Below are 16,957 nucleotides of genomic sequence, written 5' to 3' on the forward strand. Positions count from 1 at the left end.
CCAAACCCCTTTCCATCGCATCAACGGGAAAAGAACCTTTTATGTGTTAATCAAACGGCTGAAACGCGTTTGAATACGTTTACATCTACTTTTCTATAAGCAAGTATCATGCCAAACAGAGACTAACACATAAATAAAACAAAAATTCTGAAAAGAAAGCTTCTTCTAATGCGATTTAGGCTCTCCTCTTTTTCCCTTTGTCTTCAACGCTATTCGACATTTCTTCTGATAATCCCTTTTTCGTTCTTGCAAAGTTGCAAGTTACATTGCAATTATGCAAGAACATCCTCCTCATTAAAATAATAAGTAACTATACTTTTCATTGCTTTTCCAAAAAGAAAAAAAAACGCTCAAAGCATGCGCTTTTAAGACAATAAAACAATCATCTAGTACATATGTGCATAAACTTGCTGCTATGCATCCTGATTGCAACGATGCAAGAGAAAAAATAGATTCCTCCTTCAATACTCATTGGTTCAAAGGCATATAAACGAACCAGCCGTTTACAGGTAATGTCCCTATCGCTCAAAAACGGTAAAGTGATGAATAATTCATTGAAAAAGGAAATGTTGTTTATCTAAAAAATTAGGTGGAAAGAGTTAAGTAGTATCTTATTTTTTAAATAAAGGAGCTGGATAGAATGAAATGTTACAGTGTTGCACCGAATAAAGATGCTTCGCGTTGGATTGTGAAACTTGAAGATGTTGCTCCTGCAGAAACCTACAGCTCTGTAGATGGAGCTATTCAGGCAGCAGAAGAAATAGCCCAAGCAAATAGTCCGAGCAAGCTTGAGATTTTAGATGCTGATCATAATGTTGTAGAAGAAAGAACCTATTGATATTTACTGCTTTGATAAGCAGTGAGGATTAACCTCACTGCTTATTTAATTTCTTTCTTTAAACTGTAAAGACGCAGAATCTGTTCGACAGTTTGACTCATTTGACGGACAGCGGTCTCAGGGTTCATCGCTTGCTCAATCGTGAGGCAGTCTGTCTGAATAGAGAAGATACCGTCGAAATATGGATGAAGCGCTTCGATATCTTTTCCAAGCCGGCCGGCAAGAGCAATCACGGTTTTATCATGCAGTTTTGCAAGTTTTGCTATGCCCACCGGCACTTTCCCGAGCAAACTTTGTCCATCCAGGCTGCCTTCTCCCGTGATAACTAAGTCAGCCCATTTTATGTCCGCTTCCAGGCCGGTTAACTCTATCACCATTTGAATGCCCGATATGATTTCACCGCCAAGCGCTGCAGCTATAGCCCCGCCGAGCCCGCCGGCTGCTCCACTCCCTCTCATCTCCTTCACGTCTATTCCGTACGCTTCTTGAAATAAACGAGCGAGCTTTTGCAACTTCTCATCAAGCTGCTGCACCTCGTGCTCATTTGCTCCCTTTTGTGGAGCAAACATATAGGCGGCTCCCTCTTGCCCATGGAATGGATTCAGCACATCACTTGCTGCAAGAAATCGCGTTTCCCGAATAGCTGGATGAATCTGCTCATCAGAGAGTGAATCTACACACAGCAGTGGATTGCCCACTGTGTGGATTTCGTTTTTGTCACGATCATACAGCTTCCAGCCAAGCGCCTGCAGCATCCCCAGACCGCCGTCGTTTGTCGCACTGCCGCCAAGTGAAATAATGACTTGGCGAAACCCGTCATTCAGTGCCGCTTTGATCTGTTCACCAAGCCCGTATGTATTCGCGGTCATTGGTGACCGTTCTTTCTCCGACAGCAGAATTAAACCACTGCTTTCCGCGCATTCTACCAAAGCTGCCGGCTTTCCCTCATAGTCAATCGTAAGGCAGGAAGCTTCAATTGGCCGCATGAGCGGATCATGAACAGTTAGCTTTTGAGGCATGCCCGTTAATGCCGCTATTGTGCCTTCACCGCCATCTGCCATCGGCACAACTTTCACCTTAGCGTGCGGAACAGCTTTTGCCACTCCTTTAGCGATCGCTTCTCCGGCAGCAACAGCTAAAAGCGAGCCTTTAAATGAATCAGGCGCGATTAAAATCTTCATCTCAACCCCTCTTTTCATGTTTTTCTTTATCTTAGCGGAATTAGAGAGAAATCCCTCTATTTTTAATTATAAAGAAAGGAGGAACTTAAAAAGGAGACAAAGTGGGATGACTGTCCCACTTTGTCTCCTTTGCTTCTGCTTGTCCACTTGCACTATTTTATTTTCCTCTAAAAGCGCTCGTGATAAGAACTAATGCCGTAATCCAGTGCATCACCATGCCGACGAATGGAATCCAGCCAACGACAGATGTAATAATACCAAGAATGCTGCCGGCTAAGCTTTTTCCGGCATTTAAAGCAATCAGCAACGTAATAATATGCAAAATCGCCATAAATCCAAGCGGTGCCCAGGCGTGTCCCATAATAAAAAATCCACCGATCAGCGGTATGCCTAGGAAGGCTTCTATGCCACCCGTGATCCATTTCATTGTACTTGTCATGTACGTTCTCTCCTTTTTCTCCGATCCTTTATACCTTATTTACGATCAGATCGGAAAAAAGTTTCAATTATATTCTTTTTTTGACAAATGAAGCAAGTAAATAAACGTACTAGCGAATGATCCTCGACTGGTGTTCTTTTCCATGACAGCACTTGCTAGTTTCGCTATAATAAAAGATCGCCAAAATTAAAAAAGTGAGGTTTTTGTTGTGTATAGAGCGCAGACGTGGTTATCACTTAATTTCTTTGCTTTTTTCTTTACATGGGGTGTTTTTTTACCTTATTGGACGGCCTGGCTCATTGCCGATAAAGGTATCACCGTTGAATCGGCAAGCACCATCATCGCTGCCGGCTTATTTATCCGTTCTTTTTCCACCTTTTTCATCTTTCCATCATTAAGCGCTAAGTTTTCCATCGGCACATTGATCAAAGCTTTTCCAGCAGTGAGCACCCTCCTGCTTCTTGTCTTTATTCCTTTTGATTCCTTTTACGCGATCATGACAGCCATGATTTTATTCAGCTTAGTTTACCCGTTAATGTTGCCTCTAACAGAAAGTATCGGAACGATGATGCAAAACGAAGGAGTCCAATACGGAAAAAGCCGTTCCTGGGGCTCAATCGGCTATGCGATCGCTTTAGTTGTTGTCGGCGGAGTAACCGCCTCTTTTGGAGATACTTCTATCATCTATATTATGATGCTTGGTTCTTTATTTATGATAGGAGCCGCTTTTTATTACACACCAGCTTCTTTAAAAAAGCGATCTAAAACACACTCTGTTCCTTTTCGTTCCCTCTTTCATTCTAAGCGTTTCGTGATCGCGATGGTCATTTCTCTATTGGTCCAAGGGGCCCATGCTTCTTATTATAGCTATGGCTTTATTTACTTACAGGATTTAGGCGTCAGCAACACATGGGGTGGTATTATTCTAAATGTTGCCGTTGTTTCCGAGATTCTTTTTTTCATCGTTGCTGACCGGCTGCTGAAGCAGACACGCATTTCTTCCATGTTCCTTATTTCAGCTGTTGCCTCTATCGTGCGTTGGTCGCTCTTATTTTTATTTCCTAATGTGGCAGTCTATATAGCGACCCAACTTTTACATTCCCTGACTTTTGCATTGGCACACTTCGCTTTTATCCGTCTTCTTTACGAAGAATTTGACAGTCGTGAAATCCCAGCGGCTCAAGGAATGTACGCTTCCCTCAGCATGGGGTTAAGCTCTTCGCTGCTGACAGTCGCTGGCGGTTATTTATACAAAGAAGAACCCGGACTTGCTTTTTTAGGAATGGCGTTCGTTCTGGTTCCTGCTATTGGGTGCATTTTTTATTTCAAGAAAAAATTTGAAAGTTCTGTTCATTCGTGAGATGGATTTTAAAATCCTCTGCTTCACCTGATTTTTTCACTTATACTGGGATATATACATACAAAGGAGAGAGCCAAATGAAGATTGTAAAAGCTGAACTCTTTGGCATTCATTTGCCATTGAAATCCCCTTTCATTATTTCTTATGCCACGTTTGATTCTATGCCATCTGTTATTCTTAAATTAGAAACAGATACGGGACTAATCGGTTGGGGAGAAGCCGTACCTGATGAACATGTAACAGGTGAAAACTTTTATAGCTGTATCGAAGTTTTGCGGCACATTCTTTTACCAGCCGTTCTGGGGGAACATCCCTTCCAAATCGAACACCTTCATCATAAGATGAATCAAGCGATCACTGCCAATCCAGCCGCAAAAGCAGCAATTGATATTGCCTGCTATGATTTAATGGGCAAAGCGGCTGGACTGCCTGTGTACGATCTGATCGGCGGAAAGAGTCATACAGAATTGACTTATCCAAAAGTATTAAGCATTGAAGAACCAGAAGTAATGGCGGAAAAAGCACAAGCAGCCATTCAAAGCGGTTTCCACTCATTAAAGCTGAAAGTCGGCCTGGATACACAAATGGACGTAAAACGAATTCAGGCAGTCCGCGCAGCAGTCGGTTTTGATGTTCCTATTCGGATAGACGTCAATCAAGGCTGGCACACCTATACGGCTGCGATTCAGGCGCTGAAACAGCTTGAGCCTTTACAGCTTGCCTGGGTGGAACAACCAATCCGGATGGGTGATATTGACGGCCTAGCGCAAATCAAGCAGCATTGTACGATTCCACTTATGGCGGATGAATCCATCCAAAATGGCGAACAATTAATGGAGATGATTAAAAAAGAAGCGGTGGATAAAATCAATATCAAGTTAATGAAGAGCGGCGGTATCTTTCCGGCTATTCATATCGCCAAAGCAGCTGAATACGCTGGAATCGACTGTCAGATCGGCTCCATGGTGGAATCATCAATCGGCTCAGCCGCCGGCTATCACACTGCGATCTCACGAAAAAATATTACGAGCACTGAATTGACCGGCCCGCTGCTATTCAGTAAGGATATTGGTGACCTCTCATATGAAGTGCCTTTTGTTCACCTCAATACGAAACCAGGCCTCGGCCTTGTGATCGATGAACCGATCTTAGAAGAACTAACCATCTCTCGAGCGACGATAAAATAAGAAAGGAGGATTATTCGTGAAGAAAATAGACAACCAGCTAATGGATATTTTTCAGCATTTGCATACTCACCCGGAAGTTAGCTGGAAAGAAAAAGAAACAACTGCTTATATTGCAGATCTATTAAAGAAGGAAGGAATCTTCGTTTCCCTATTTGATGATTGCACAGGCTTGATCGCTGAAATTGGCAATGGCAAGCCAATCGTAGCCGTCCGTGCTGATATAGACGCCCTTTGGCAAGAAGTAGACGGCGTTTTCCAAGCCAATCATTCATGCGGACATGACGCCCATATGTCCATCGTGATCGGTACCATTTTACAGTTGAAAGACCAAGTAACGAACGGCACAGCCCGTTTTATTTTCCAGCCGGCTGAAGAAACGGGAAGCGGCGCCTTGAAAATGGTTGAAAAAGGCGTAGTCGATGATGCAGACTATTTATTCGGCATTCATTTGCGCCCAATCGAGGAGCTGCCCTTTGGTAAAATGACGCCATCCATTCACCACGGCGCGGTTACCTTTCTAACCGGGAAAGTAGTAGGAGACGACGCGCACGGCGCCCGCCCCCATCAGGGAACTAACGCAATCGATGTCATTTCTGCGCTCAATGAACAGCTAAAGTTGATCCACTTTTCACCTTTTGAACCGTACTCTGTGAAAATGACTCACGTCGAAGCCGGGGGCCAAAGCTTAAATATCATTCCCGGCTCCGCCAAATTTGGGCTTGATGTCCGTGCTCAAAAAAATTCAGTCTTAATGGACATGCAGAAAATCATTGAAAAGAAAATCAAAAAAGTAAGCCAGCTATTCGAGGTAAAAATCGAAACAGAGTGGCTGGATTTCACTCCAGGAGCGGAAGTGGCGAAAGAAGCCGAAGAATTACTGCGCGAAAGCATCCTTGAATATGGCGGCCGCGTCATGCTGGCGGACCCGCTGATCACATCAGGCAGCGACGACTTCCACTTTTATACGATTAAACGGCCAAAATTAAAAGCCGCCATGATGGGAATCGGGGCTGATTTAAAGCCCGGACTGCATCATCCCAAAATGACTTTTGATCCACGCGCTATCCAAATCGGCACTGACATATTGACCCGCGCTGTACTAAACGCCTTAAAAGAATAACGAAAAGCCGACTGCTACATGTTCTCTACAGCAGCCGGCTTTTTTTTTGAACGAAAAATATATTGAACAACACCTTGCTCACGGCTTCAGACCTGTTGTTCACGAATCCTCACCATTCCGCGCCCATTGTCCACGCATCGGCAACTTTGGATTATATTTTTCATCAAAAAAAGCCGGCAGTTGCCGGCTTCTGACTTAGTTTAAAATTGTAACATTGACTGTACGACGTCCCCAGTTAAGAGCTTCAGATTCTGTTGGTACATGGATATCAATGCGGTTTCCTTTGATGGCACCGCCTGTATCACCTGCAACAGCTGTACCATATCCTTCTACATGTACTTTTGAACCTAGTGGAATGACATTAGGGTCCACTGCGATGACTTTCGCATTTCGATTAGCATTTAAATCGATACCTGTCGCTGTCACACCTGAACAGCCAGCACATTTTGCTGTATAAGCAGTAGCAGAAACAGAAATCGTTTTTCCTTGTGGAGCTTGAGCTGGTGCTGATGCTGCTTTAGTCTCTGCTGCCGGTCTTGAAGCTGATACTCCTTTTACCTGACCAGAAAGAGATAGCTTCTCACCTGCATAAATTCTGTCAGAAGACAGGCCGTTAATAGCTTTTAACGATTGTACAGACAAACCGTTTCTAGAAGCAATTTTGAATAAAGTATCTCCAGGTTTAACAGTGTATGTACCGTTTCCGTTGGATGCTGCAGAAGCTGTTCCTGCCGCTTGGCCTCCTACTTCTAATCTTTGATTAGGAAAAATTAAATCAGATGATAAGCTATTAGAAGATTTTAATTGTTGAACTGTTGTATTGTGATTTTTAGAGATGCCCCATAATGTATCTCCACTTTTTACTGTATATGTTTGTGCGGATGCAGCTGTTCCAAAAAGACCTCCGCCGATCATTGTAGTAGCTGCAAGTGCGATAATTTGTTTTTTCATGATAGAAAAACCTCCTGATTGTTCTAACACGCGGTAACTTCCCAGTTTAGCTTTCCAATGAAGTGGGAAAATAAGAAACAACCGCCTGCAAGAAACTTTTTTTAAAACTATGCGTCCAGTGGCACTATTGATAAGGAATGAGATTTATATAAACAACGCGGTCATCCATTCGATAACCCGCTGACGAAATTCATTGTATCACGCCAGGGCGTGTAATGATTTTAAGATGCCATTACGCTTTTCCGCTTTATATAACTTTCTTGTTACAAAAAGATACTTTATGCATACTTGTAACTTCGATGAAATAAATAAGACAATTCCTGCAAGCTGTAGAATACGTTTTTTCTCTTCTTGGACAAAGGTTCCGTTATATTTGATTAGTGGTTTTCACTTCAGGGGAACGCTTTTTCCGCTAATTAACTATTGAACAATAAACATTTATCTTTGCTAGAACCTAAACAAAAAAAGAAACCCGCAAAGCGGATTTCTTTTTTTCTTATAGTCTATTTATTTCAAAATCTGTACTTTTACTGTTCTTACTCCCCAGCGAGATGCTTGTGCTTTATTCGGAACATGAACATCGATTTTATTTCCTTTAATAGCACCGCCTTTATCAGCGGCAACCGCTTGGCCATATCCTTCTACATATACTTTTGTGCCAAGTGGAATCACTTTTGGATCAACCGCAATCACTTTTGCGTTTGGATTTTTCTTTAAGTTAATCCCTGTTGCTGTAACTCCTGAACAACCTTTACATGAAGCTGTATAAGCTGTTGATTTCACTGTAATAACTTTTGCTGCTTTGACTGCTGCCTGCGGCTTGCTTGCAGCTTTCGTAGTTGTATTTTGAAGGACCAATTTTTGGCCGACTTTGATGTTTTCTGATTTTAAGTTATTCCATTGTTTTAATTCATTAACAGTCGTCTTATACTCTCGTGCAATGCTCCATAATGTATCTCCCTGTTGTACTGTGTGACTTACTGACGCTGCTTCTACAGCAGACGTGCTGAATAGTACGCAAGCAACAACCAAAGACATAATAGCTTTCCTCACGAATGAAAGACCCCCTTGTTTTCTCTAACATGTGCCTCATTCTACCATGTAAATATAACGAGACTATTACACTAGCATGTTTGTTTCTTTACACACATATTTCAAACGTTATAATATTCTGAAATAAAACTTCTTCTTCAAAAATCGGCACAAACCTTGATATAACAAGGTTTTTGTCGTATTTAATCGTTTTAGAAAATAGCAGTTATTTCATTGCTATTTTAAAGTCCAGCCCTTTATTTGTTACATTGTTTTACGATGGTTATCTATTATGACACCTTCAAACCCCCTCATTTTTTATCAAATTCTGTTAGATTATATTGGTATGAAGGGAGGGAGTTGTATATAATAAAAAAAGATGTCAATTTATATTACTTCATTGGAGGATGTTAGATGATTTATCGTGTGCAGCTAATTAAAGGGCTGTTTCGCCCGAATGATCGTTTTTATCAGCTGGACCATGCGGAACAATTTAAAGGATTATGGAGCCGTATCTCTTTATTAATCATCATGAGTACAGCCTTATACTTTTTAAGCGGCCTATTAGGCATCCAATCTGAATCCGTTTCTGCCCATCTGGCAAACATAAACAACGCGGAATTTCAGGGACAAAAAATGTGGTTCATGATCGGGAGCACCATTTGGGGCTTTCTATATCCACTTATTATTCTGTTCCTGCCTGCGCTTTTATTTTGGATTTTTTTAGAAATAGATTTTCGAAAATTAGTTGTCTTGCAATCATTTGTTTATGTCATTTATCTCATTGAATTTTGCTTATTAATTCTATTAAATATGACGCTCGCTATTCCGAGAGACTCCTCCCCTTTTTCGCTCGGTGTACTTGCTCAGTATGCAACAAAAAATGAATTAGCAACGAGCTTTTTTAGCTTTATTACACTTTTTCAAATTTGGGCCATCAGTCTGCAATATAAATTTTTAACACAAAGCTCGGAAAAAAGTCCGCGTTTTGTTCTTTTATTAATTTTGGCCGTGACTCTTGCACTCTGGCTCTTTTCCACCTTATTTACATCCATCCAGGTTGGCCGCTTATTTTAATAGAGAAGGAGACGGCGAAATAAATGAAACGAGTAAAGAAATCAGTCTGGCTAACAGCAAGCGTGCTGATTGTTGCCGGCAACCTTTATTTAACTCTTAAAGAAGACAGCAAAGCTGACCGATCACAATGGCTGTCGGAATGGAAGCAGTCAGCGAAAGACGATGTCGTTGAAACCTTCCAGACGACCGGCGTCATTACTCCGGCAGATGAATATCCAATTTACTTTGATAAAAATGAGGGTACATTTCTCAGATTCCTCGTAGAAAAAGGACAAAAAGTCGGTGCAGGCACACCACTATTTGAATATTCATCCTCTCGTCTTGAACAAGAGATAGAAGAACTGAAAGCAGAAAAAACGCAAACTGAGAAACAGATTCAGCTAATCGATGGACAAATAGCTAAATTAAATTCCATTTTAGATGAGATCGAAAAAGAAGCGGATGATGAGACAGACAATAAAAAAGAAAAAGACAGTGCAGCTAAAGTAACTGTTGAAAAAGACATCATTGACCAGGAAACAGAAAAGCTTAAATTGCAAGAGGAAATTAGCAAGTACGATACGTTAATTTCACAAGCTGAGTCAAAGAAAAGCAATCTGGTCGTGAGAAGTGAAAGAGAAGGAATTGTTAAAACGTTAAATTCTCGGTTAGATAATCCAATTATTACGATTCGTTCGCCGGAAGCAGCCGTTCAAGGCGTCTTTAACGAACAGCAAATGAACAAGGTAAATGAAGGATTGATGATTCATGCTTCCGTCGATCCTCTGCCCGTTACTTTCCATGGAGAAATCTCCAGTATCGAAAAATTCCCAGAACAAGAACCTTCCGTCAAAAGAAAAAGCCTGTACCCATTCACTGCACAGCTCGACAAAAGTACGATGGAAGAAGCAGCTAATCAATTATTGCCAGGCATGAAAGCGAACGTGACAGTCGTCACAAAAGAGGCATTACAAGCTGTAACGGTTCCAGCTTCTGCTCTAATCAAGGACGGTAAGAAGTCATACGTGCTTGTCTTAAATGCAAAGGGCCAAATTGAAAAAAGAGACATTAAAAAAGGACTGCTCGTTGACGGCATTCAAGAAATTAAGAGCGGCTTAAAGCCTGGCGAAAAAGTAGTCGCCCATCCCGAAAAGCTCTTAACCGATCATGGCGGATTTGTTACGCCGCTTGATTATACAGCCGTACAAAAACAGCAGCTGCAGCAAATGTCCAAAACAGAACGGCTTAAATTATTGCTCATGGGAATATTGTCTTAAAACACGCAACAGAGCGAAAAATCGCTCTGTTTTTTTTTATTTATCCCCTTCTTTTTTCCTAACAATCTGCTAAACTATCAATGAATGATATTGAAAAAAATGGAGGAAAAGGAATGAACAATAAAAAGAGGATCTCCATTACCATTTTCTTATTTGCCTTTATGCTCTTGCCTTTCACGAATGCTGTTTCTGCAGCTGACGAAGAGCACTATATGAAAGTGGTACGAGATTCTGAATTCTATGCAACAAATGCAGACGACGATAGCACAACAACCTCTCCTATTCCCGCTGGTACAAATGTAAAGCTGCTAGCTGAAGGAGCCGATAAAACAAAGGTCGATTGGAACGGCCAGCAAGGATGGGTCCCTTCAGCCGATTTAACAGCCGTCAGCAATTGGGATGTTTATCCGCAGGCGACCCGTTTTGAAACAACGGTAGACGCTGCCATTTATAAGAAAACGAATGGAAAGCTCACGAAATTTGCCCGTGCATTAAAAGGAGAAACTTTTCTGAAAACAGGTGAAGAAGCTGGTTATGTAACAATTAACTTCAGCGGACAACCTGCTTATATTTTAAAAGCAGAAACTACTCCTGTAACGACAACGTCCCTGCCAGGCGGTGTCCAATCCGGCACTCCTTATAAAAATAAAGCGATAACGAAAAAAGTGACCGATCTTTTCTATAGTAAAGACAACGTCCTTACTTCTATGGCGAAGATTCAGTCAAACGAAATGATTACCTTCACTGCCACCTACCGTGATTACTACATTACAGACATCGGCGGCAGAAACGCTTACGTAAAGAAAAGCGATGTTACTTTATTTAGCGGAAATTATGTAAATCCTTTTACTGCCTATTCATATGAACAAATGACAGCTGATTTAAAAAAATTCGTACAATGGTATCCAGGGATTGCTTCCTTAGAAGTAATCGGAAAATCGGTGGATGGCCGGAATCTCTATGCTCTGAAGCTCGGCACTGGTAAAGAAGAAATCATGATCAACGCCTCTCATCATGCCCGTGAGCATATCACTACCAATTTAACGATGGAAATGATCGATCAATACGCTTACGCTTACGAAACAAATGGAAAAATCGATGGATATTCCGCTCGGCAAATCCTTAACCGTACGTCTATTTATTTTGTGCCGATGGTCAATCCAGATGGAGTGGCACTCGTTCAAAAAGGAGCCAGCAGTGCTAAAAACAAGGCTGCAGCCTTAAAGATCAACGGCAATAAAACAAGCTTTGCTGCTTGGAAAGCGAATGTACGCGGCGTTGATTTGAACCGGCAATACCCAGCCAAATGGCCAACAATCTGCTGTAACCCAGGCAAACCGAGTCCGCAAAATTATAAAGGACCAAAGCCGTTAAGTGAGCCAGAAGCGAAAGCGTTATACGATTTCACATTAAATCATCACTTCAAAACGACCGTTTCTTATCATAGCTCCGGCCAAATTGTCTTTTGGCATTTCGGACAAACAGGCGCTCTGAAAACACGTGACTACAATTTAGCAGTAAAAGTAAATAAAAAGACCGGCTATCGCCTCGTCTCTCCGCAGCCAAATCCAAGCGGCGGCGGTTATAAGGATTGGTTCGTCCAATCTCAGAAAAAACCGGGATTCACCATTGAAGTAGCTCCTTACGTTGGCAATGGCCCAGTACCGATCAGTTACTTCTCTTCCATTTGGAAACAAAATAACTTAATTGGACTTATGCTCGCAAATGAAACGATTAAATAAACAAAAAGGCTGCTCCTATTCAGGGCAGCCTTTCGCAGTTAAACCAAAACCGCTCACACATGAATAACTTCACCTGAGCGATGAACAAACCGCCCCTATCATCTTTTCTTCATCTCGACGATAGGGGATAGCAAGTAGGCAGCATCGCGGCCAACGCCACAGATTAGCGCAGAGCCGCGTTGATATTGCCAAGGAAGGCCAATAAAGTATAGGCCCTTCACCGGACTAATCCCCCGCTGATGGATCGGCTTGCCTGCTAAGTCAATCGCTTCTTGTATCTGAATCCACTCATAAGAGGGCACAAAGCCTGTAGACCAAATGATAGTAGGGAAAGAAGCCATACTGCCATCCTCAAATGTCGCTTCCATTCCTTTTAAGCAAACGACTTTTGGCTTTAATGTAACTTTGTCTTTTTTAAGTAAATTCTTTAATTCCTTTCCAAAGATCGGATCGCTTTGCCTTCTAAACCACTCGCCCTTTTTCGTATCAATTCCCGCATATAGGAGTCCGGCCCATTCCAGCCAACTAAAAATACTTTTACTTAAAAAGCGCAGCGGCAAAAATTTAAAAGGATGATTGACAGCTAATGTAACCTCCCGATCAGCTGCCAATTCAACAGCAATTTGTGCACCTGAATTCCCTCCTCCTACTACTAAAACCGCTCCTTCAGAAAGCTGGTTAGGGACAAGATAAGAAGAGGAGTGAAGCTGCAAAGGCATTCTCTCCTCTTCACTGATCACTGGAGGAATAAATGGCTTTTGAAAGGCACCTGATGCCACCACTACTTGCCCTGCTTTCAAAGTTCCCCGCGTCGTCTCAATCTCAAACAGATTTTCACATTTCTCTACCTTTTTTACAAAGGTCTCAAGCTGTACAGGCAAATGAAAATGAGCGGTATACTCCTCTAAATAGTCAGCGATTTCATCTTTTGTCGGAAAGCCTTCAGGCGAACCGCTCATTAACAGGCCCGGCAAGGAGCTGTATTTTCTAGGCGTGAAGAGCACCAAAGAATTATAGCGCTTCCGCCACGAATCACCTATTCTCTGATGGCTATCTACTAAAAGAAAAGAAAGCCCCGCCTGCTTTAAATAATACCCCATCGCTAAACCAGCTTGTCCTGCCCCAACTACTATGACATCATAACGATTCATATCCCATTCTCCCAAAAGTAGATTGTAAAAAACACAAAGTAGTTGTCGCTGCCAACCACTTTGTGTTTCCTTTGTTACCAAACCTTTTTTCTATTTAACTGTCAGTTTATATGGCTGTGAGGAAGCCCGGCCTTCTGTTTCACTGATTTCGATAAAATATTTTCCTTTTTTCAGTGAGATCATAGCTAATTCCTCGTCCCCGCTTCCATATTGATCAAAGTTCTGAACAAGTACGCCTTTTGCGTTGTAAATTTCAATCTTGCCGTCTAGTCCGCTCTCCATTTCAAGCTTCAATGAGAATGTTTTAGTCTTCGCAACATTTAAAACAAAATGATCCACGTCACCGAACGGAACACCGGCATTTATATAACCTTTGGCGCCTAAATGCCCATCCATCTTCTTCAAGGAAATCGGCTTCTGAGGCACATGGTTAACCACTTTGCCATCGCCGTCCTTTAATGCATCTTTCATATCTGCAACCTTTACTTCATATGGCTGGAGGCTTGGCTTTACTGCCAAAAATGGACTAACTGCCACAAAGTAGCCTGTTCCTTCTTTTGCCACGAAAGAAAGATTGGCTTTCGTTTCAAATGAGAGTTCCAGCAAATTAGGACCAAACGGAATGGACTTTAACTGCTCATCCTCATCTATGATCTTATCACCATTCGTATCTTCAATAAGGGCACCAGAGAAAATAGCTGGCTGACGAAGGTCATATGGAATTGCTGCTTTTTCAGCCGCTGTTAATTTTCCTTGATTAAGAGTTAAACGATAAACCGCTTGTTTACCAGTATTTTTAACATAATAAAAATCGGTATCTCCTGGAAAAATAAAATAGTTTTTCACTGCTTGTCCAGCTTTTAAGACACGTGCTTTCTCAGGATTGTTTTCATCCTGATCCGCTTCTTGCGGCATATTGGTTGCTTTTTTCGAACGAATCGTGTATGGATCTGCGGAAATATTGTACATTTGATTCGTTAAGCGCAGAATGTACGTTTCCCCTTTTTTCAGGGCGATGGTCGTGTTGTTATTTTTCGCCCCGCCAAGCAGGATCATGATCATGTTAAGAATGTCGTCTTCTCCGGCTGAAATCGGGATCAACTCTCCTGTTTCCTTATCGTGCTGTAGAATAGATAACATAGGCAGCTGACTTGAGCCCTTATCAATGTTAAATTCATAAATTCCATTCTCAGACGGAGTGAAAGAATAATAGTCTTCATCTCCTTCTACTTGGAAGTAGCCAGACATTGCTTTCCCTAACTTATAAGGAATAGCCTGGGCTAAGATGGCTTTTGTTGTTTCATCTTCCACTTCCTCTGTTGGCTCTTCGCCATCCGTATCCTCTGTTGCATCAATGGCTTTTGCTTCTGCATATTCCGTTAGATTCATCGTACCCTTTTCGAGCGCAGCCTCTAAATCTTTTTTCAACGGCAGGCCATCTTCATCTTCAGGAAGCTGCTTTCCTTCTACTTTTAATTCGTATGGATAAGCAGATGCCTCATAATCAGCAAATTCAAATGTCCCTGGATTCATCGTTAATAAATCGAGAAGAGACCCTATGTCCCCCATACCGCTAAAAGATTCATTTGTGACGGCGAGCTTATATTTCACTCCAGGCACCGCTTTAAAAGAAAGAGATTCTCCTTGGCTGATGCCGTGATCATTGGCCTCGGCAATCGTTTCTTCTGTACTTGTTCCTTCTTCTTCCGTTACAACAGATAATCTCATGGCGGAATTCACACCAGGCAAGGCAGATAAGGAAACAGAAAGTACTTTTGCTTCATCAACAGCTATGCTGTAATAGTCATAATCAGGCATTCCCGCCTCTTGCGGATATAACGTGAAATCCCCTTTTTTATAAGGAAGTGACTGAATGTTTACAGGATTCTCAGCTGTATCACGATCTGCTTTCAACCCGCTGATTTTTTCAGCTGTGAACGTATAGGATGACAAACCGGATGTACTATAGTTGCCGTTCACATCCTTTATGCCAATAACGAGGGTGCCCTTTTCTTCGGCCGTAAATAAGTGGCCTTCCTTCTCGCCAGCACGGCCTTTGTTATGCTCCGTCAGCATCCCTTCTTCAGCCTCTGCTCCTTCAGGAATAAAGTAAAAATCCATCCCATAATCGTAATTGCGGCTTGCTTCCAAGGAGGTTTGCACATGCTCGTTTTCATTTAAATGCACTTTAAACCACTGCGTTTCTCCCGGTGTCTTGAGCTGGCCCTTGATCGTATTCTTGCCTGCCTTTAGCGCCTTTGCAGAACGGATAAGGGCTTCCCCTGTCCATACCGGCTGTTTCGGCAGCTTCTTCACATCATATGAAAGCGCAGCAAGCGGATTCACTAATCCGTTCGCATAAGTGGTGTCATATCCCTTAGCCCCTAAGTCTGTTGCTGTTTTTTCTAGAATGTTCTCAATATCATAGGATGTTAACCCCGGATGCTTTGACTTCAACAAAGAAACAACACCAGCTACCATCGGGGCGGCCATGGATGTTCCCGTTAATGAGGCAAAACTGGAACCTTTGCCTTCCTTCTCATAAGCTGTGCTATAAATATCTTCCCCCGGAGCCACGATATCAACTGAAGGCCCAAAGTTCGAGCTGTCCGATAATTTCTTATTGCGGTCAACATTCCCTACGCTAATAACGCCAGGATAAGAAGCCGGATAAGAATACATATCTGTCGATTCGTTGCCAGCAGCAGCTACGACCACTGCCCCGCTGTCAATGGCTTCACGGATCGCTTCTTCCACAAGCGGTGAGGAAGCAAAGCCGCCAAGGCTCAGATTAATCACATCTGCCCCTTTAGAAACGGCGTATAAAATTCCTTCTGCAATCGTAAAATCATTTGCCGCTGCTTTGCCGTTAAAGACGTCCACAGGCAAAATTTTGGCATTTGGATTAATACCGTGCCCGCCAATGCCGTTATTGGCTTTAGCAGCGATGATGCCTGCAACGTGTGTTCCATGTAAATCACGAATTGGATTGCTGGCCGGGTCTGCAGCATTGTAGGGTGGAAGCAGCTGGTCTTTCAAATCGGGATGTTTATAATCGACTCCCCCATCCACAACGGCTACCGTTACTCGGTGTTTTCCGGAAAGCTTCAGTGCTTTATCTATATTCAGAAGCGGCAAATAGTACATTTTATCTTTTTTGGGATCTCCTTGTGGAGCAGCAAATTGTTTATACTTTATGCTCGGCGTGATAGAAGAAATCCCTTTTTGCTGTCGGTATACTTTGACGACATCACTTACTTTTTTGGACTTTGGCACTTGAACGACATCGTAGCCCAGCTTTGGCAGTGAACGAACAAGCACCGTCCCCGCTTTTTTGTGAATGCTTTTATCGAGTGATTTGTTGTATTTAATAACGAGTGTATTCGTGTCGACTAATTCATTCATTTCCTTTATGGCTTTATATGCTTCCTTGTTTTTCACGGAAGCAGCGTCAGTCACTGCTGTCTGTTCAGAGGCCTGTTTAAAAACTTTTAATTCGTCGTTATGCACGGCTGCGCCGGTGGCTGTTGGAAAAACCATGACAGCAGAGAGACCGAGGGCCAACACCTTTTTCCACGTGTTCATTTATGTTATCCTCCAAATTTTTTTGTTTACCCAATTAA

12 protein-coding genes and 1 pseudogene are annotated in these 16,957 nt (G+C 42.3%); 7 read left to right on the plus strand and 6 right to left on the minus strand.

Annotation, left to right across the window (positions count from 1 at the left end; all coding sequences use genetic code 11):
* Nucleotides 1-640 precede the first annotated feature (640 nt).
* The gene (locus AC623_RS17790; protein ID WP_049665010.1) at nucleotides 641-838 is read left to right on the plus strand and encodes a DUF2188 domain-containing protein; all 198 of its coding nucleotides are present in this window, start codon (nucleotides 641-643) and stop codon (nucleotides 836-838) included.
* A 41-nt stretch (nucleotides 839-879) separates the two neighbouring features.
* On the opposite strand, the gene AC623_RS17795 is transcribed toward AC623_RS17790, so the two are convergent.
* Together AC623_RS17795 and AC623_RS17800 are read right to left on the minus strand one after the other, a co-directional pair.
* Nucleotides 880-2,019 carry a glycerate kinase family protein gene (locus tag AC623_RS17795; protein WP_049665014.1) on the minus strand — a complete coding sequence of 380 codons (1,140 nt, stop codon included), beginning with the start codon at nucleotides 2,017-2,019 and terminating at the stop codon, nucleotides 880-882.
* 157 nt (nucleotides 2,020-2,176) lie between these two features.
* Nucleotides 2,177-2,458: a hypothetical protein gene (locus tag AC623_RS17800; protein ID WP_049665015.1), complete on the minus strand. Its 282-nt coding sequence runs from the start codon at nucleotides 2,456-2,458 to the stop codon at nucleotides 2,177-2,179.
* Between the two features lie 208 nt (nucleotides 2,459-2,666).
* On the opposite strand from AC623_RS17800, the gene AC623_RS17805 reads away from it, so the two are divergent.
* The 3 genes from AC623_RS17805 (at nucleotide 2,667) to AC623_RS17815 (ending at nucleotide 6,125) form a co-directional block, all read left to right on the plus strand.
* Nucleotides 2,667-3,818 (plus strand): MFS transporter, encoded by a 1,152-nt coding sequence (locus AC623_RS17805; protein WP_049665018.1) that lies wholly within the window; start codon nucleotides 2,667-2,669, stop codon nucleotides 3,816-3,818.
* A 77-nt stretch (nucleotides 3,819-3,895) separates the two neighbouring features.
* Nucleotides 3,896-5,005 (plus strand): mandelate racemase/muconate lactonizing enzyme family protein, encoded by a 1,110-nt coding sequence (locus tag AC623_RS17810; RefSeq protein ID WP_049665020.1) that lies wholly within the window; start codon nucleotides 3,896-3,898, stop codon nucleotides 5,003-5,005.
* Between the two features lie 40 nt (nucleotides 5,006-5,045).
* Nucleotides 5,046-6,125: a M20 peptidase aminoacylase family protein gene (locus AC623_RS17815; protein ID WP_049666769.1), complete on the plus strand. Its 1,080-nt coding sequence runs from the start codon at nucleotides 5,046-5,048 to the stop codon at nucleotides 6,123-6,125.
* A gap of 195 nt (nucleotides 6,126-6,320) precedes the next feature.
* On the opposite strand, the gene AC623_RS17820 is transcribed toward AC623_RS17815, so the two are convergent.
* Nucleotides 6,321-7,076 carry a LysM peptidoglycan-binding and 3D domain-containing protein gene (locus tag AC623_RS17820; protein WP_049665022.1) on the minus strand — a complete coding sequence of 252 codons (756 nt, stop codon included), beginning with the start codon at nucleotides 7,074-7,076 and terminating at the stop codon, nucleotides 6,321-6,323.
* Between the two features lie 507 nt (nucleotides 7,077-7,583).
* Nucleotides 7,584-7,871: pseudogene (locus tag AC623_RS22420) on the minus strand (3D domain-containing protein); the annotation flags it as partial.
* Nucleotides 7,872-8,522: 651 nt separating this feature from the next.
* On the opposite strand from AC623_RS22420, the gene AC623_RS17830 reads away from it, so the two are divergent.
* From AC623_RS17830 to AC623_RS20825, 3 genes are all read left to right on the plus strand, one after another.
* The gene (locus AC623_RS17830; RefSeq protein ID WP_049665026.1) at nucleotides 8,523-9,185 is read left to right on the plus strand and encodes a hypothetical protein; all 663 of its coding nucleotides are present in this window, start codon (nucleotides 8,523-8,525) and stop codon (nucleotides 9,183-9,185) included.
* Nucleotides 9,186-9,208: 23 nt separating this feature from the next.
* Nucleotides 9,209-10,441, plus strand: a complete 1,233-nt coding sequence (locus AC623_RS17835; RefSeq protein ID WP_049665028.1) for an efflux RND transporter periplasmic adaptor subunit — start codon at nucleotides 9,209-9,211, stop codon at nucleotides 10,439-10,441.
* Nucleotides 10,442-10,554: 113 nt separating this feature from the next.
* Nucleotides 10,555-12,183 carry a M14 family metallopeptidase gene (locus AC623_RS20825; RefSeq protein WP_053104174.1) on the plus strand — a complete coding sequence of 543 codons (1,629 nt, stop codon included), beginning with the start codon at nucleotides 10,555-10,557 and terminating at the stop codon, nucleotides 12,181-12,183.
* 98 nt (nucleotides 12,184-12,281) lie between these two features.
* Here the strand turns inward: AC623_RS20825 and AC623_RS17845 are convergent, their stop codons facing one another.
* Nucleotides 12,282-13,334 carry a flavin-containing monooxygenase gene (locus tag AC623_RS17845; protein WP_049665030.1) on the minus strand — a complete coding sequence of 351 codons (1,053 nt, stop codon included), beginning with the start codon at nucleotides 13,332-13,334 and terminating at the stop codon, nucleotides 12,282-12,284.
* A 90-nt stretch (nucleotides 13,335-13,424) separates the two neighbouring features.
* Nucleotides 13,425-16,919 carry a S8 family peptidase gene (locus tag AC623_RS17850; RefSeq protein WP_049665033.1) on the minus strand — a complete coding sequence of 1,165 codons (3,495 nt, stop codon included), beginning with the start codon at nucleotides 16,917-16,919 and terminating at the stop codon, nucleotides 13,425-13,427.
* Nucleotides 16,920-16,957: the final 38 nt, after the last annotated feature.

This window comes from Bacillus sp. FJAT-27231, from assembly GCF_001183975.1.
Classification (GTDB): Bacteria; Bacillota; Bacilli; order Bacillales; family Domibacillaceae; genus Pseudobacillus; species Pseudobacillus wudalianchiensis.

Excerpts from the sequence above, each read along its gene's own strand:
- AC623_RS17790 (WP_049665010.1), top strand. The coding sequence starts at position 641 with ATGAAATGTTACAGTGTTGCACCGAATAAAGATGCTTCGCGTTGGATT.
- AC623_RS17795 (WP_049665014.1), bottom strand. The coding sequence starts at position 2,019 with ATGAAGATTTTAATCGCGCCTGATTCATTTAAAGGCTCGCTTTTAGCT.
- AC623_RS17800 (WP_049665015.1), bottom strand. The coding sequence starts at position 2,458 with ATGACAAGTACAATGAAATGGATCACGGGTGGCATAGAAGCCTTCCTA.
- AC623_RS17810 (WP_049665020.1), top strand. The coding sequence starts at position 3,896 with ATGAAGATTGTAAAAGCTGAACTCTTTGGCATTCATTTGCCATTGAAA.
- AC623_RS17815 (WP_049666769.1), top strand. The coding sequence starts at position 5,046 with ATGGATATTTTTCAGCATTTGCATACTCACCCGGAAGTTAGCTGGAAA.
- AC623_RS17820 (WP_049665022.1), bottom strand. The coding sequence starts at position 7,076 with ATGAAAAAACAAATTATCGCACTTGCAGCTACTACAATGATCGGCGGA.
- AC623_RS17830 (WP_049665026.1), top strand. The coding sequence starts at position 8,523 with ATGATTTATCGTGTGCAGCTAATTAAAGGGCTGTTTCGCCCGAATGAT.
- AC623_RS17835 (WP_049665028.1), top strand. The coding sequence starts at position 9,209 with ATGAAACGAGTAAAGAAATCAGTCTGGCTAACAGCAAGCGTGCTGATT.
- AC623_RS20825 (WP_053104174.1), top strand. The coding sequence starts at position 10,555 with ATGAACAATAAAAAGAGGATCTCCATTACCATTTTCTTATTTGCCTTT.
- AC623_RS17845 (WP_049665030.1), bottom strand. The coding sequence starts at position 13,334 with ATGAATCGTTATGATGTCATAGTAGTTGGGGCAGGACAAGCTGGTTTA.
- AC623_RS17850 (WP_049665033.1), bottom strand. The coding sequence starts at position 16,919 with ATGAACACGTGGAAAAAGGTGTTGGCCCTCGGTCTCTCTGCTGTCATG.